This window comes from Acidimicrobiia bacterium, from assembly GCA_040881685.1.
GTDB lineage: Bacteria > Actinomycetota > Acidimicrobiia > IMCC26256 > PALSA-555 > SHVJ01.
Genome location: JBBECS010000032.1, coordinates 30469 through 45858 on the forward strand (window position 1 = coordinate 30469; position 15390 = coordinate 45858).

18 protein-coding genes and 1 pseudogene are annotated in these 15390 nt (G+C 68.7%); 7 read left to right on the plus strand and 12 right to left on the minus strand.

Annotation, left to right across the window (positions count from 1 at the left end; translation table 11 throughout):
• Window positions 1-8: 8 nt before the first annotated feature.
• Window positions 9-881: a TIGR03619 family F420-dependent LLM class oxidoreductase gene (locus WEE69_07305; protein MEX1145096.1), complete on the plus strand. Its 873-nt coding sequence runs from the start codon at window positions 9-11 to the stop codon at window positions 879-881.
• Here WEE69_07305 and WEE69_07310 read toward each other — a convergent pair.
• Both WEE69_07310 and WEE69_07315 read right to left on the minus strand, forming a co-directional pair.
• On the minus strand, window positions 871-1662 hold the full coding sequence (locus tag WEE69_07310) for an aldose 1-epimerase (GenBank protein MEX1145097.1): 792 nt from the start codon (window positions 1660-1662) through the stop codon (window positions 871-873). The two genes, WEE69_07305 and WEE69_07310, sit on opposite strands and share 11 nt — an antisense overlap.
• Window positions 1659-2846, minus strand: coding sequence for a thiolase family protein (locus tag WEE69_07315; protein MEX1145098.1), 1188 nt, complete (start codon window positions 2844-2846; stop codon window positions 1659-1661). The genes WEE69_07310 and WEE69_07315 overlap by 4 nt, the downstream gene beginning before the upstream one ends.
• Window positions 2847-3016: 170 nt before the next feature.
• Here WEE69_07315 and WEE69_07320 point away from each other — a divergent pair, with 170 nt between their 5' ends.
• Both WEE69_07320 and WEE69_07325 read left to right on the plus strand, forming a co-directional pair.
• Window positions 3017-3454: a hypothetical protein gene (locus WEE69_07320; protein ID MEX1145099.1), complete on the plus strand. Its 438-nt coding sequence runs from the start codon at window positions 3017-3019 to the stop codon at window positions 3452-3454.
• A gap of 30 nt (window positions 3455-3484) precedes the next feature.
• The gene (locus tag WEE69_07325) at window positions 3485-4567 is read left to right on the plus strand and encodes a hypothetical protein (GenBank protein MEX1145100.1); all 1083 of its coding nucleotides are present in this window, start codon (window positions 3485-3487) and stop codon (window positions 4565-4567) included.
• Here the strand turns inward: WEE69_07325 and WEE69_07330 are convergent.
• Both WEE69_07330 and WEE69_07335 read right to left on the minus strand, forming a co-directional pair.
• On the minus strand, window positions 4564-5094 hold the full coding sequence (locus WEE69_07330; GenBank protein MEX1145101.1) for a DoxX family protein: 531 nt from the start codon (window positions 5092-5094) through the stop codon (window positions 4564-4566). The genes WEE69_07325 and WEE69_07330 overlap by 4 nt on opposite strands.
• A 41-nt stretch (window positions 5095-5135) precedes the next feature.
• Window positions 5136-5678, minus strand: coding sequence for a DoxX family protein (locus tag WEE69_07335; GenBank protein ID MEX1145102.1), 543 nt, complete (start codon window positions 5676-5678; stop codon window positions 5136-5138).
• Between the two features lie 119 nt (window positions 5679-5797).
• On the opposite strand from WEE69_07335, the gene WEE69_07340 reads away from it, so the two are divergent.
• A complete protein-coding gene (locus tag WEE69_07340; GenBank protein MEX1145103.1) occupies window positions 5798-6988 on the plus strand; it encodes an amidohydrolase family protein in 1191 nt (396 codons plus the stop codon).
• A 3-nt stretch (window positions 6989-6991) separates the two neighbouring features.
• Here WEE69_07340 and WEE69_07345 read toward each other — a convergent pair whose 3' ends face one another.
• Both WEE69_07345 and WEE69_07350 read right to left on the minus strand, forming a co-directional pair.
• Window positions 6992-7183 (minus strand): hypothetical protein, encoded by a 192-nt coding sequence (locus WEE69_07345; GenBank protein ID MEX1145104.1) that lies wholly within the window; start codon window positions 7181-7183, stop codon window positions 6992-6994.
• A 106-nt stretch (window positions 7184-7289) separates the two neighbouring features.
• The gene (locus WEE69_07350) at window positions 7290-7637 is read right to left on the minus strand and encodes a metalloregulator ArsR/SmtB family transcription factor (GenBank protein ID MEX1145105.1); all 348 of its coding nucleotides are present in this window, start codon (window positions 7635-7637) and stop codon (window positions 7290-7292) included.
• Window positions 7638-7720: 83 nt separating this feature from the next.
• Here WEE69_07350 and WEE69_07355 point away from each other — a divergent pair.
• Window positions 7721-8083: pseudogene (locus WEE69_07355) on the plus strand (ArsI/CadI family heavy metal resistance metalloenzyme).
• A gap of 100 nt (window positions 8084-8183) precedes the next feature.
• Here WEE69_07355 and WEE69_07360 read toward each other — a convergent pair.
• From WEE69_07360 to WEE69_07385, 6 genes are all read right to left on the minus strand, one after another.
• Window positions 8184-9578, minus strand: a complete 1395-nt coding sequence (locus tag WEE69_07360; GenBank protein ID MEX1145106.1) for an NYN domain-containing protein — start codon at window positions 9576-9578, stop codon at window positions 8184-8186.
• The gene (locus WEE69_07365; protein MEX1145107.1) at window positions 9575-9799 is read right to left on the minus strand and encodes a hypothetical protein; all 225 of its coding nucleotides are present in this window, start codon (window positions 9797-9799) and stop codon (window positions 9575-9577) included. Before WEE69_07365 ends, WEE69_07360 begins: the two co-directional genes overlap by 4 nt.
• A 63-nt stretch (window positions 9800-9862) precedes the next feature.
• On the minus strand, window positions 9863-10141 hold the full coding sequence (locus WEE69_07370) for a hypothetical protein (GenBank protein MEX1145108.1): 279 nt from the start codon (window positions 10139-10141) through the stop codon (window positions 9863-9865).
• 454 nt (window positions 10142-10595) lie between these two features.
• Entirely contained in the window at window positions 10596-11645 is a 1050-nt protein-coding gene (gene trpD, locus WEE69_07375; protein MEX1145109.1) for an anthranilate phosphoribosyltransferase, read from the minus strand.
• A gap of 97 nt (window positions 11646-11742) precedes the next feature.
• Entirely contained in the window at window positions 11743-12909 is a 1167-nt protein-coding gene (locus WEE69_07380) for an acyl-CoA dehydrogenase family protein (protein MEX1145110.1), read from the minus strand.
• Window positions 12910-13061: 152 nt separating this feature from the next.
• The gene (locus WEE69_07385; GenBank protein MEX1145111.1) at window positions 13062-13298 is read right to left on the minus strand and encodes a WhiB family transcriptional regulator; all 237 of its coding nucleotides are present in this window, start codon (window positions 13296-13298) and stop codon (window positions 13062-13064) included.
• A gap of 182 nt (window positions 13299-13480) precedes the next feature.
• Here WEE69_07385 and WEE69_07390 point away from each other — a divergent pair, with 182 nt between their 5' ends.
• Both WEE69_07390 and WEE69_07395 read left to right on the plus strand, forming a co-directional pair.
• Window positions 13481-14797, plus strand: coding sequence for a sodium:proton exchanger (locus tag WEE69_07390; protein MEX1145112.1), 1317 nt, complete (start codon window positions 13481-13483; stop codon window positions 14795-14797).
• 6 nt (window positions 14798-14803) lie between these two features.
• Window positions 14804-15292 (plus strand): hypothetical protein, encoded by a 489-nt coding sequence (locus WEE69_07395; GenBank protein MEX1145113.1) that lies wholly within the window; start codon window positions 14804-14806, stop codon window positions 15290-15292.
• The last annotated feature ends 98 nt before the right edge of the window (window positions 15293-15390 follow it).

Below are 15390 nucleotides of genomic sequence, written 5' to 3' on the forward strand. Positions count from 1 at the left end.
CGGCGACGATGCGGCTGGGGATCGTCACCCCGGTCGTCACGCGCCTTCCCGACGCCCACGCCCAGTGGGAGAAGGGCGCAGGCGTCGCCGAGATCGAGCGCGTGGTGGTCGAGGCGGAGCGGCTCGGCTACGAGTTCGCCACGTGCAGCGAGCACGTGGCCGTCCCCCGCGACATCGCGGTCACGCGGGGCGCCACGTACTGGGATCCTCTCTCGATCTTCGGGTATCTCGCCGCGCGCACGACGACTATCGAGCTCGCGACGTTCGTGCTCGTCCTCGGCTACCACCACCCGTTGGCGATCGTGAAGCGCTACGGCACGCTGGACGTCGTGTCGGGAGGTCGAGTCATCCTCGGCGTCGGCGTCGGTTCACTCGAGGAGGAGTTCGCGCTTCTCGGGGCTGCGTTCGACGGTAGAGGCGAGAGCGGCGACGATGCGATCCGCGCGATCCGCGCGTCCTTCACCCAGCTCGAACCGGAGTACCGCGGGTCGCACTACTCGTTCGAGGGCTTCGTGGTGGAACCGTCTGGCCTGCGGCGCGAAGTTCCGATCTGGATCGGCGGTAGAACGGCGCGATCGCTCCGACGCGCCGTCGAGCTGGCCCACGCCTGGGCACCGTTCGCGCTCTCGCGCCAAGACCTCGCGACGATGCTGGAGCGAGCGAGCGCGACCGACGCGTGGCAGACGCGTTCGTCACCGTTGGAAGTGATCGTTCAAGCCACACCACCTCTCGATCCGCTCGGCGCAGCCGACGACACGCGCTCCAGGGTCGACCGCCTGCGCGAAGCCGGCGTGACGGGGCTCGCGCTCCGGTTCGCGCACCACTCGGTCGAGCACTACTGCGAGCAACTCGGCGCCATGCGCGAGCTGGTCAGCGCGTAACAGTCCAGCTCCACTGCGTGCGCACAACGAGCGGTGCGCCCGGGTCAACCACCCGAGGTTCTAGGTTGAGCTCGTCCGGTGGTCCCGATTGCGGTTCCACACACACCGCGTGCTCGGGCTCGGTGAACACCACGACACACCCGCAGTCCGTCTCGATGGTCACGGTCACCGCGCCGGGCCAAGAGAGGATCGCCGCCGGCTCATGGAGATTGGTGAAGCAGTCGTCCCACGGTGGCGGGTGCACCGGGACGAGCTCACCGGTCGGGATGCCGTCATCGTCACGCTTGTACATCTGCCCGGCGTGGAGCTCGATCTCGACGCCTTCACCGCGCGTGAGGCGACGTGACCACCACGGGTGCCAGCCGCAGGACGCAGGCATGGGTTGGCCGGTCGCGTAGACCTCCATCTCGAGCGCCAGCGAGTCCGGGGTCAACGTGGCGCGCTGGACAACTCGCCCTGCGAACGGCCACGGGTTGTCCAGCGAGGTGGACCATTCCGCGTCGTCGGCCGACTCACGCTCGGCCGTCCAACGCTGATCGCGCACCGTGCCGTGGATCGCATGGGGCGGCTTGTTCAGCGGCAGGCGATGGGCGGTCCCGTCGAAGGTGAACATGCCGTTCCGTACACGCCCGGCCCACGGCGCCATCGGGAACGCGCCGTAGTTGCGCTCGTGCACCTCAGGGGGCACCAGCAAATCGAGACCGGAGACTTCGAGGCGTTCGATCCGCCCGTCCGAAAGATTGATCTCGACGCGCGCCGAACCGGCGGCAAGCTCGATCAAGCCAGGCGTTCGATCACGGTGGCGTTGGCTTGACCGCCGCCCTCGCACATCGTCTGGAAGCCGAACCGGCCGTTCGTCGCTTCGAGGTGGTTCAGCATCGTGGTCATCAGGCGAACGCCGCTTGCGCCGAGCGGGTGCCCGATGGCGATCGCGCCGCCGCGCGGGTTGTACCTCGCCATGTCGGGCTTGAACTCCTTGGCCCACATGAGTGCGATCGCCGCGAACGCCTCGTTGCACTCCATAGCGTCGAAGTCTTCGATCGACATGCCCGTGCGCTCGAGCAGCTTCCGGGTCACCGGGTTGGGCGCGGAGAGCACCAACACCGGGTCGTCGGCGAGCACGGCGAAGTGGGCGAAGCGCGCCCGGATGGGAAGCCCGAGCCGCTCAGCCGTTGCCCGGTCCGCGATCAACATCGCAGACGCGCCATCGCTCATCTGCGATGAGTTCCCGGCAGTGATGTCTGGTGCGGGCTGGTCTTCCGGCATCCACACCGGCTGGAGGTTGGCCAGGACTTCCATCGTCGTCCCGGGGCGAATTCCCTCGTCGGCTTCGAGCATCTGACCCGTCTCGTTGCCCTGCTCGTCGCGAATGGGTACCGCGACGATCTCCTTCGCGAAGTGACCGTTCTCGGTGTTCTCGTGGGCACGCCGATGGCTCTCCACCGAGAAGGCGTCCATCTCTTCGCGCGTCACACCGAACTTCTCGGCCAACACTTGCGAGACCCAGAACTGCGTACCCAGCACGCCATTGCAGGCCTCGAGGAAAGCCGGGCTGAACGGCCCGATGCCGCCCTTGGAGTTGCTCCCCATGGGCACTCGCGTCATGGTCTCGACACCGCACGCGATCCCCAGGTCATACGCGCCGGCCATCACACCCTGCGCGACGAAGTGCATCGCCTGTTGCGACGACCCACATTGTCGGTCGACGCTCGTCGCCGGCACGTGCCACGGCAGCCCGGCCGCGACCCACGCGTTGCGCGTGACGTTGCAGCCCTGCTCCCCTGCCTGGCTCACACAACCGCCCACGACGTCGTCGATCGTTCCGGGGTCGACGTCGTTTCGGTCCAGCAGCGCCCGGAGCGCGAATCCGAGAAGGTCACTCGGATGCCAGCCCGAGAGCGCACCCTTGCGCTTGCCGATCGGGGTCCGGACGGTGTCGACGATCACGGCTTCACGACGTTCCATTATTCGGGTCGACTCCGTTCCGGCGTCCCGACCATCCGGTCACGCCTCCACTGCGTCTCCATTAGCGCGCATGCTAACGCCGACTTCCTCACAGGAGGCTGCCTGCCCCCGCGTGATGAGGTAGAACATCGCGCAGCCGACGCATTCGACGATCTGCCCAGGAGCACCAGATGTCCGACGTCCCCGAACACGATCACATCATCGACACGGGCAAGAGCCACCTCACCCTCGAGGAGCTCGGGCACGTGCAGCCCGGCATGGCGCGAGTCATGCCCGAGGTCGGCGCGCGCATCTGGAAGTGCTTCTACGCGGGCAAGGCCAAGAACAAGCCGCTCGCGGCGTTCCAGTTGAAGGAAGCCGTGAACCTCATGGAGATGGGTGTGCTGCTCCGGCCGAAGTACACCGACAACATGTACAAGTTCATCGAGGAGCAGGTCGAAGTCGTCAAGAAGGCGATCGATTCCGAAGACTGGGATGCGTTTGAGCCTGCGTTTCACGAGATGATCGACTGCGCCAACGCCTATCACGAGGTGTACGACAAGCCCTACCTTCGGTGGAAGATCCCCGATACGCCGCCGCCCGACCTTGATATGACGCCGCGCGGCTGACAACGCCCGCGCGCGAGTCTTGTTCGCGCGATGAACATTGCAGTGCTCGTCAAGCAGATCTCGGGCGAGGGCGGCCCGTCCATGGATTCGCTGTCCCGACGGGCCGTCGCGCAAGGGGCCGAGCTTGCTGCCGCCGTGGGCGACGGCGTCTGTACGGCCGTCACGCTGGGGCCCCCCGAGGCCGAGGACGTCGTGCGGGAAGCTGCCGCATGGGGACGGATCTGCAGCGTCATGACCTTCGGCGTGCTGATCATCGACCCGCAGGTCGACGGGGCTGACGGCCTCGCCCCGGCACAGACGATCGCCCAAGCCTTGCGACGCGAGGGACCGTTCGACCTCGTGCTGCTCGGTGCGCGGGCCGAAGACGGCGGCACCGGCCTGCTCGGTCCGCAGGTTGGCGAGCTGCTCGACCTCCCGTTCGTCGACAGCGCGCGCTACCTGAGCATGCAGGCCACCTCGATCCACGTGCGCGCGGAGCAGGGCGACGGCTGGCTCCAGGCGACCGTCGAGCTCCCGGCGGTCGTGTCGTGCGCGGCCGGGCTCATCGACCCGTGCGAGGCATCGCCAGCCGCGCGCGACCTCGTGCCGCGGGAACGCATCCGCACCATCTCCACCGCGGATCTCGGCCCAGCTCCTCCGGGACTCGAGGTGGCGCAGGCGCCGAAGACTTCGAGTGGGCCGATCGCGGTCGTCGGCGAACCAGGACGACCCGACGTCACCGCCGCGCTGCTCGCCGTAGGAGCGGACCGCGCAAGCACCGCGGGCAGACAAGTCGTCGCCATCACCACCACGGACGCCACCGACGCGCTCAGCGCGGACGAGATCGTGTACGTCTCCGGCGACGTGCAGCCCGAGGACGTGGCGCACGCGGTCGCCGAGTGGTCGCTAGGCACCTCGCCGAGCGCGGTGCTCGCGCCTGACACTGCGTGGGGCCGGGAAGTCGCCGGCCGTGTCGCGGTTCGTCTCGGCACCATGGCACCGATCACGACAATCGACCCACCGTCCGGATCAGCCCTGCCCGCGCGCGAACTCGTGACGCCACGCCTCATGACGATCACCGTGCGACCCCGTAACCGCGTGCGCGTGGTGTCGCGCACGCGGCGAACGGCCTAGGCGCTCTTCGCGTTCGCCTTCGGGGGACGCCAGAACACGGCGAGGAAGGCGATGGTGCCGCCGACACCCAGTGCGACCGCCTCGATGGCGTTGAGGCAATGGTCAGTCACGAACGAGAACCCGAACGCATCGTCGAGCGACCACGTGCCGGGACCGAGCGTGCCCAACGCGAGCGAGAGCACGGCCAGCGTGGCCGTGTACTCCCAACCCTCACCCGGGTTGTTGCTCCAGAAGCCGTTCTTCCGGTGGTTGGTGACGAGGGCGACGAGCACGATGGCCGCTGTCCCGCCGAACGCAACCGGCGTGAACAACCCGAGAACGAGGGCCGGGCCCACAGCCAGCTCCGTGAGCGTGACGTTCCATGCGTGAAGCTTCCCCGGCTTGAGCCCGAGACTCTCGAACCAGTTGGCCATGCCCGGCCCACTGCGCACGGACTTCAGGTGGCGCCACCCATGAGCGAACATCACGCCACCCACCCACACGCGGGCGACGAGCAGTGCGAGATCGATGACGTCTTGCTGGCTCACGCCCCACCTCCCTCAGAGGCGGTGACGCTAGCGCGCGGGCGTCATGCGGCTGCGGCCTTCGCCTTCGCCGGCGCGGCTGACAGCTTCGCCGGCCGCCAGAACATCGCGAGGAACGCACCGGCGAGGCCGACGGCGATCGCGACCGTGATGATGAGCGCGGTTCCAGGTTCGAATGGGAACGTGAGGTCGGCGATCCAGTCGAGGGACCATTCACCGGGTCCGAGCGCCCCCATCGCGACCGACACGACCCCCAAGGTCGCCACGTACTCCCAACCGCGCGCACCGGTGAAGAAGAAGCCGTTCTTGCGCTGCTCGGCCAGGAAGGTGACGAGCATCAACGCGGCGACGACCCCGAACGCGACTGGGGTCACGATGCCCACGATGAGCAGCTCGGCGAGCACGAGCTCGACCACGCTGAAGGCCCACGCGTGCACCTTGCCGGGCCGGATGCCGACCTTCTCGAGGTCTTCGGACACCCCCTGGTTCCGTACGGTGCGCAAGAGGTGATTGGCGCCGTGGATGAAGATCACGATGCCGATCCACACGCGCACGATGAGCAGCACAAGATTCCAGGTGTCCTCCACGTGATACCCCTTCTTCGAGAACCCACCCGGTCATACCCACAACCTTCAGCGCTAACCATCCTCCCCATGGGGGCGTCTAGGCTGACGCGAACGTCAGGATCACAGCCCGGGGGTGTGCCATGCAGGCCGAAGACCTCATCCTGGTCAGCGTCGACGACCACGTCGTTGAGCCACCCGACCTCTTCGAGGGGCACCTGCCCGAGAAGTGGATGGAGTTCGCCCCGAAGTTCATCCACAAGGACAACGGCACCGACGTGTGGTCCTACGAGGGTGGCGAGATCCCCAACATCGGCCTGAACGCGGTCGCGGGCAAGCCGCCCGAGGAGTACGGCATCGAGCCCACGGCGCTCGCCGACATCCGCAAGGGTTGCTGGGACATCCACGAGCGCGTGAACGACATGAACCGCAACGGCGTGCTTGGCTCCATGTGCTTCCCGAGCTTCGTGCAGTTCTGCGGCCAGCTGTTCTCGCGGTCCAAGGACCTCAACATGGGCCTCAACCTGCTGCGGGCGTACAACGACTGGCACATCGATGAGTGGTGCGGCACGTATCCCGGCCGTTTTATCCCCCTCACCATCCCGCCCATCTGGGACCCCCAGCTCATGGCGGACGAAGTGCACCGCGTCGCCAAGAAGGGCGCGCACGCCGTCACCTTCTCCGAGAACCCGGCCAAGCTCGGTTGGCCCCACATCTTCGGGGGTCACTGGGACCCGTTCTTCGCCGCGTGTCAAGAAGAAGGCATGGTCATCTGCCTGCACATCGGCTCCTCGTCCACCACGCTCGCGCTCGAGCCGGGCGCGCCGATGGACGTGATGATCCAGCTCACACCACTGAACACGATGCACGCGGCCACCGACCTGCTCTGGTCGAAGGTGTTGCGCCAGTTCCCGGACTTGCAGTTCGCACTTTCCGAGGGCGGCACCGGCTGGGTGCCGTACTGGCTCGAGCGCGCCGACTACACGTACCAGCAACACCGCTTCTGGACGCACCAGGACTTCGGCGACCAGCTCCCGAGTCAGGTGGCGCTCGACCACTTCAGCTTCTGCTTCATCAGCGACCGCGCCGGCGTCGAGGATCGGCACCGCATCGGCATCGACAACATCACGTGGGAGTGCGACTACCCGCACTCCGACTCCACGTGGCCGCACTCACCAGAGGCCATGGCCAAGCAGGTGGAGGGCGTGCCCGAGGACGAGGTGGCCAAGATCACCTACGAGAACGCGATGCGGATCTACAACTTCGATCCGTTCACGCACCGCCCGAAGGAGCAGGCGACGGTCGGCGCACTGCGAGCCGGGGTGAAGGACTAGGGCTCAGCGTTCCCGCGCCACATGGCGGAGGTCTGGGAGCAGCCCTTCGCGCTGGAGCGCGCGGACCGCCCGCTCTTCGGCCACATCGATCACCAGGGCATCGCCGGGCTCCCGGCTGGTGACGAACATGACGACGCAGTCGTCGCACGCATCGGTGTGCTGCATCACGCAGGTATCGCAGTCGATGATCCTCATGCCGTGAGCGTCACACGGGGGTGTGACACCCACATTCGCTCGCTCGCTGCGGGCCCGGGATACCCGTCCCGCGGCCGTTCGCTCGCTGGCGAGCGCCTGCGGTTCGCTACGGCGCCGCGCGCGAGGCGGTGGTCGGGACCGCGAGGGCGTCTCGGAGCAGGGCGACCCGCTCGGGAGCTGCCCGGTACCAGACCCACTTGCCCCGCTTCTCACGTCCGAGCAGGCCGGCGTCCACGAGGGTCGAGAGGTGGTGACTGACCGTGGGCTGGCTGCGGCCGAGCGTCGGCACGAGCTCGCAGGCGCACACCTCTCCCGCCGGCGCGTTCGCTACCAGGCTCAGCAGCCGCAGGCGCGCCGGGTCGGCAAGCACCTTGAAGGCAGTCGCCAGCTCGGTGGCGTCGTCCTCGTCGAGCGCGGCCTCGAGGACCGGCTCGCAACACACCCGGATCTCCATCACGGCTCCTCGTATTGACACTCATCAATCTATCTGATAGATAGACAATGGTCAATACATAGCCGATTCCCCAAGGAGGAGCCATGGCTCGGGTGCAGCTCGCTCTCAACGTCGCCGACATCGACCAGGCCGTGGACTTCTACTCCCGCCTCTTCGGCGTCGAGCCCAACAAGCGCAAGCCGGGCTACGCCAACTTCGCGGTCGCCGACCCCCCGCTCAAGCTCGTGCTCTTCGAGGCACCGGGCGCCACCGAGCGGCTGAATCACCTCGGTGTCGAGGTCGAGACAAGCGACCAGGTCGGACAGGCCGCGGCGCGCATCTCGGAAGCCGGCCTGCCGACGGTCGGCGAGGACGGCACGACGTGCTGCTACGCGGTCCAGGACAAGGTCTGGGTCGACGGCCCTGACGGGCCGTGGGAGTGGTACACGGTACTCGCCGACGCCGACGAGCTCGTCTGCGCTCCAGACGACTGCTCCTGACACCATTGAACAAGTGACGCTGAGGTTCCGTATTTCAACCTGAACGTCACTTGCTCGCTCTTGGGGCCTAGCGACGCAGGACGTCGAGGAGCGTGGCCGCGGGCACGACGGTGGCGCCTTCGGCCTCGGCGTGGTCTCGGACCCAGCCGTCGGACGAGGCCACGATCACCGGCACCCGCTTGGGCCGTGCGCCCACCTCGCGCACGACGACCGGGTCGGCCTCCTCCCCCGCCGCTGAGAACACCACGTGCACTCCGGCGCGCTTGGGCTGCGACACGCCGACGACATCTGCGCCGTCGAAGACGACGAGCACGTCACAGCGGAGCCGAAGGTGGAGGCGTTCGAGTGCCGCGAGGAGACACGTGCGCTGTTCGGCCGGCCGCGCGTCGGACCAGCCGGCCATCGACACGTTGTAACCATCGACGATGAGCGCGAGGCCGCGAGTTCGGAGCATCGTGTCGAGCGCTTCTGGCGTGTCGGCGCGCATCCCTGGCGGGCATGGCACCCGCGTCCGCTTGGGTGCGGACGTCGGGGCATCGGGTGCGTAGGGCACCGGGGGTGCTGCGTCGCGGGCTTGGCGCGTGATGCCCTCCAGGGAGGTCGCGAGGTTCCGTGCTGCTTCTGCCGCGATCGCCAGCGCCTCCAGATCGGGGGTGTCGGCCTCGACCCGGTCGGGCTGCGCACGGGCGTTGAGCTCGCGACGCGCCAACCGGAGTTGGAGCTCCGCTTCACGGGCCCGATCCGCTTCACGCTCGAGTCGTGCCTCGGCCGTCGCGGCGCGCCCCGTCGCCTGCTCAGCAACGAGCTCTGCGTCGTTTCGACGTTGCTGCGCGTCGTTGACTTCGCTCGCTGCGCTCTCCTCCCGCTCCCGGCGCGTGGCGCGCTCGTCACGCAGCTCGGTCTCGACCCGGGCCGTCGCGGCCTGCGCTTCGTCGCGGGCCTGCTCGGCTCGACGACGAGCCTCCTCGACCGATGCCAGGCGCACTTCCCAGGCCTTCGTGTCGTCCTCACGCTCGTGCTCCGTGCGGTCACGCTCGGCCGCGGCACACACCATGCCGAGGCCGAACGTCCACCCCTTGGGGCGGGCGGCGTAGAGAGCAGACGCGAGCAGCGGCAGGTCGGAGCGCTCGGCGGCGTCGGCCACCCGCTCGGGCGCGGCGTCGACCGACCATGCCTCCAGCGCGGCGGCCACTTCGGGCTGCTCACGGAACTTCTCGACGACGTCGTCGCGGAAGCCGTCGTCGACGTCGAACGCGCGCCGCAGCTGTTGACGGGCCGGGCCGCTCGTCGTGAGCCGTCGACGGTCGAATCCGGCGAGCGGCCTGAGCACACCCGGAGCATCACCGGGATCCAGTCGGGCCAGGACGCTCGCGGCGACGTCGAGGAGCGGCACGAGGAGCGACTCCGCAACCGGCAGGGTCTCGCCGATGCGAGAAGCCTCGCGTTGGGTCGAGGAGGTCACGTCTCGGCCGGCGCCTCCGCCGGCACGATCTCGATCGCATCTCCCGACGCGCCACACCAGCGGCACGACACCTCCTCGACCACCTCGTCGAGCACCGCCTCATCCTCCACGGTGAGCTCACCGGCCACGCTGAAGTGGTGGAACGCGCGCGTGCGGCGCGTCCCGACGACGTCGAAGCGGGTGAGATTCCCGCACGCGGTGCACCGATAGCGGATCCCCATCGGGATCAGTCTACAAGTCGGGTCCGGGATTGCGAACAGATGTTCGCAACCCCGACCACGGCCTTAGCCGCGTCGACGCACCCGCGATCCGCCCTCGGACGAAGCACCGGCGCGGCTCGGCGCGTCGGCATCGCGGTCATGCGACAAGCGCTTCGCACCCTCGATGAAGACGGTGACGAGCACCGCGGTGACCAGGGCCCAGAGGGCGACGATCACGAGCAGCGGCACGAAGCGCCCGATGTCGTGCTTCACGATCACGTCGAGCAAGCGCTGGCTGTTCAGGTAGCCCGCCTTTCGGGCCGGTATCCCAACCACCACCAATGCGATCGGGAGCGCGAGCACCCAGGCGAGGATCCGGAGCGCGCGTGACGGCCCCCGGTGATCAGCGCTCCGAGCTCGTGACGGTGCCGACGGTGCACCCTCCGGTGGCGCCGCGATCGTGACCGACCCCGCTGCCCCCTTGGCGCCCGCGCCGGCCGGCGAACCGAAGACCGCGGTGTCAGGACCAGCTCCGCTCCCCTGCTCGGCGCCCGCGCCGCGGCGCCGACGCTTGGGTGCGGGCGGTGCAGCGGCTCCGGATGAGACCGCGCGACCAGCGCTGCCCGCGGCAACCGGAGCACCTGCGTCGGGAGCGGCCGCCTTTGACCGTCGACGTGAACGCGGCGGCGGGGCGACTCCGGAGCCCGACGATGACGTGAGGGCACGACCGCACCGCCCACAGGTCACGGTGTCGGGTGCCGGCGAACCCACGCGGTTGCGTGCGCCGCACGCAGGACAGGTCAGTGACTCGGCCATGTCAGAACCCCGCCTCCCGAGCCGACGCGCTCGTGCGTACGAACGCTTCGAGAGTGGCCGCCGCGCGGCCGTCGTCGATCGCGGCGCGCGCGAGCTCCGCGCCTGCCGCGAGATCATCTGCGAGCCCGGCAACGATGAGCGCCGCGGCGGCGTTGAGGACCGCGATGTCACGCACCGGTCCCGACTCACCCGCGAGCACGGCCCGCACGGCCCCCGCGTTGGTCGCCGCATCGCCGCCCGCGAGCGCGGCGCGGTCGACAACCGCGAAGCCGAGCGCCTTCGGATCGATCTCGAAGCGCCGGATCGATCCGTCACGGAGCTCGAAGGCCGTCGACGTGGTCGTCGTCGTCAACTCGTCGAGGCCGTCATCGCCGTAATAGACGAGGGCGTGCTCCGCGCCGAGCTCGGCGAGTGCCCCGACCACGCGCTCAGCCATCAGCGGGTCGGCCACGCCGACCGACTGGCGGCGCACGCGCGCCGGATTGGCGAGCGGCCCAAGGAAGTTGAAGGTCGTCGGAACCCCGATCTCGCGGCGCGGTGGGCCGGCGAACCGCATCGCGGGATGGAACGTGGGCGCGAAGCAGAACCCGATCCCGGTTTCGTCGATGCATCGGGCGACACCCTTGCCCTCGAGCTCGATCACGACACCGAGCGCCTCGAGCACATCGGCCGATCCGCAGTCGGACGACGCGGCGCGGTTGCCGTGCTTGGCCACGCGAGCGCCCGCGCCTGCGGCGATGATCGCGGCCATCGTCGACACGTTGACGGTCCCGGCACGGTCCCCACCGGTGCCGCAGGTGTCGATCAACATCTCGGGCTCATCGACATCGACGCTGCCGGCGAACTCGAGCATCGTGCGCACCAGAGCCGCGAGCTCCGAGGCGGTCTCGCCCTTGGCCCGGAGCGCGACCGCGAACCCGGCGATCTGCGCGTCGGTCGCCTCCCCGGCGAGGATCGCACCGAGCGCCTGCTCGACCAGCTCGATCGGAAGATCCTCACGGCGCATCAAGCGCCCCAACACGTCAGGCCACAGCGTGGCGTCGCCCGTCATACTCGCTCCTGGCCCTTCGGGCCGGGCCGCTCCACTCCACTTCGGCGACCGACTCCCTGCGCCGGGGTACCCGCGGCTCGACCGCTCGTCTCAAGCATCAGTCCCACCACAAGTCGTGGTCGAGGACGCCGCGTGCGATCAAGCCGAGTTGGACCTGGCTGGTGCCCTCGACGATCGTGAGCTGCTTGGCGTCGCGGTAGTACAGCTCGAGCGGGTGATCTTCCATGTACCCGGCCGCACCCAGCATCTGGAGCGCGTCCCCCGACACCTTCACCGCGAGCTCCGTGGCGACGTACTTCGCCATCGACAGGAACGGCACGAACTCCTTGGTGAACTGACCCCGATCGGCCATCCACGCGGCACGGTAGGTGAGCAGGCGCGCGGCCTCGATCTCCGACGCCAGCTCCGCAATCTTCCACTGGATGCCCTGGAAGTCTGCGATGCGCGCATCGAACGCGCGACGCTCCTTCGCGTATTGGACGGCGTACATCAGCGCGCCCTCGGCAAGACCGATCCCACGCGCCGCGACGATCGGTCGCATCGAGTTGAGACCGAGCATCGCAAGTCGAAAGCCGCCGATCTCCCCCACCACGTTCTCGGCGGGAACCCGCACGTCATCGAGGACAAGCTCGCCCGTGTCGACGCCCTTCACTCCCATCTTGCGGTCGACCCGTCCGACCTCGACGCCCTTCCATCCGCGCTCGACCACGAAGGCGGTGACGCTGTCGTGCGCCCTCGATTCGGGCGGACCGGTCTTCGCAAACACGCAGTACCAGTCAGCCTGGCGCACGCCGGACATCCAGCACTTCGTGCCCGAGAGGATCCAGTCGTCACCGTCGGGGCGCGCCCGGGTGCGGATCCCCATGACGTCGCTGCCGGCCTGCGGCTCGGAGAGGCCGAACGCCGCCCGCGCCGCGCCGGTGGCCACCGGCGTGACGTACCGCTGTTGCTGCTCGGTGCTCCCGGCGATCAACAGCGGACCCGTCGGCAAGCGGGTGAGCAGCAACATCAGCGCGGCTGCCTGCGAGTACTTCGAGACCTCTTCGATGGCGAGGGTCAGACCCAAGATGCCGGCGCCGGCGCCGCCGAGCTCCTCAGGGACGCACAGGCCGGTGAGGCCGGCGGCCACGAAGAGGTCGAAGAGGTCCTGGGGGTACTCCTCGGTGCGGTCGATCTCCCGCGCCCGCGGTGCAACCCGCTCCTGGGCGAGCTTGCGGACACTCATCTGGAGCTCGGCGAGCTCCGGGGAAAGATCGAACTGCACCGCAGCAGGATAGAGGTCCGACTCTTCCCGCTCTCGGCGCAGGCGCCGGGCCCCGGTGCGCTACGCCGCAGGCTACCTGCGGCGCGCTCGCTCACCTTGCGTGGGCGCCTCCGACCACGCCGTTGCGGTCGAACGACGCTGAGATGCCGGCGTTACGCGGAGCGGCGGCGTTGACGGATGAGGCGGCGGCGCTCCCTGGCGGTCATGCCGCCCCACACACCGTCCTTCTCACGCGTCGAGATCGCGTACTCGAGGCACGGCTCGCGAACCGGGCAGATCTCACAGATCACCTTGGCCGCGGCACCAGCCACGTCATCGTCTTCGGGGGGGTGGAAGACCTGGGGGTCGACACCCCGGCACCGCGCTTGGTCGCGCCACGTGCCACTCATCGTTCGCTCCTTGCTGACCCGGGGGAGGGCAACATGACTACAACGGATGTCCCTCGACCCGTATTCCAAGTTTTCGACCGCCCCCGGCTCGAACCTGAGTGCGGATCGTCCGGTTCGCGCAGAACGCGCAGCACACCGCCCGGACCCGGCTCGGCCGCGGGCGACCCGTAGGATCGGCCGGCGTGACCTCCACTGCATCCACTCCCTCGAACCGCTCCGGCCAGCTCACGGCCATCGTGGCGGCTGCCGCCGTGACCTTGCCCGCGCTTGCGCTGCGCGTCACCGGAACGCATCCGGCGCCCGTGGTGAGCTCTGTGGTGTTCGGCTTGGCCGTCGTCGGAGCGGCCTTCCTGTTGGCGTGGGGTGCGGAGGCACTCCAGCTCGACGTCTCCAAAGGGTTGGCGCTGGCGGTCCTCGCCCTCATCGCGGTGCTACCCGAATACGCCGTCGACTTCACGTTCGCCTACAAGGCGGGGTCCGACCCAGACCGGTACGCCCCCCTGGCGCTGGCCAACATGACCGGCGGCAATCGTCTGCTCATCGGCGTGGGCTGGGCGCTCGTCGTCGTGGTTGCCGCGTGGCGGATCCGCTCGATCGCCCGCAAGCGCGGGTACGTGGGAGCCGTCGACACCGAAGTGAGTCTGAGCCGGCCGCACGCGATCGAGATCGCGTTCCTCGCGGTCGCCACCCTGTACTCGCTCTCGCTCCCGTTCCGGCACCGGCTCACACTGTTCCCTGACGCGGCGGTCCTCGTCGGCCTCTTCCTCCTCTACGTCGTTCGTGTGTCGCGAGCACCCACCAGTGAGCCTCACCTCGTCGGGCCAGCGCAGCTGATCGGAGCGCTCACCCCCTACCGACGTCGGATCGTGGTTGGGATACTGCTCACCTACGCGGCGCTCGCGATCCTCCTCAGCGCGGAGCCGTTCGCGGAGGGCCTCGTGGAAAGCGGGGCGGAGCTCGGCGTCGACGAGTTCCTGCTCGTGCAGTGGCTCGCGCCATTGGCCTCGGAGAGTCCCGAGCTCATCGTGGCAGTGCTGTTCGCGTTGCGACTGGACACCAATGCGGGACTGGGCACGCTGGTGTCATCGAAGGTGAACCAGTGGACGCTCCTCGTCGGGACGCTCCCCATCGTGTTCGTGATCGCCGGCGGTGCGAGCAGCGGGCTCCCCCTCGATTCGCTGCAACGGGAAGAGCTCTTCCTCACGGCCGCGCAGTCGGTGTTCGCCGTCGCGGTGCTCATGAATCGCAGCATCAATGTGCGCGAGGCGCTCGCGCTCTTCTTCCTCTTCATCAGCCAGTTCGTGCTCGGGGGCGTGCTGCCCGAGGACATCCGGCAATGGGAGCGCATCGGCGTAGGCGTTCTGTACCTCGTCCTCGCCGCGGGCATCATCGTAAAGCACCGCAGCAACATCGTGCCGATGGCGCGTGATGGGTTCCGGACCCCGGTAGACGAGTTTGTCCACGACACCACACCTGCCGCCGTGCCCGGCCAGGGATAGCAGGCGATGTCCGGTCCGGTCGCCGCGGGCGCGCCAGCTGTCGACGACGGCATCGACTGGCGCACGTGTGCTCGCGGCACGCTGGTCGGGATCGCGGTGATCGTGCCGACGACGATCCTGCGCGCGGTGCTCGACCGTGAGATCGACGACTTCGACGACAGCGGCTGGATCTACCCGTTGTTCGTGCTGATCCTGATCGGTTACCTCGCGGCCGGATGGGTTGCCGGGCGCGCGCGTCCCGATCTGCCGCTGATGCACGGCACGGTCGCCGGTCTGGGCGTGTTCGTGGTGTGGGTCCCGGCGCGGGTCGTGATCTGGGCGGTGCGAGACGAGGGCCGCGAGCTGTTCTTGGGCCGCGACGCGGCGTTGCGGCCCGGTCAGGTGTTCGGCCATCTGGTGATCGCTGCGGCGATGGGCATGCTCGGTGCGGTGATGGCGGCCCGGCTCGGTCGCCGCCGGGCGACCGACCCCCAGCCTGAGCCCCGGCCCCGCTGACCCTGAGTGGTCGGGGGACCTCGTTGTGCGCTACGCAGCGTGGCGTGCGATGCTAGAGGGGCGGATGGGCACCGCAGATGCGGATGGGCACCGCAGAT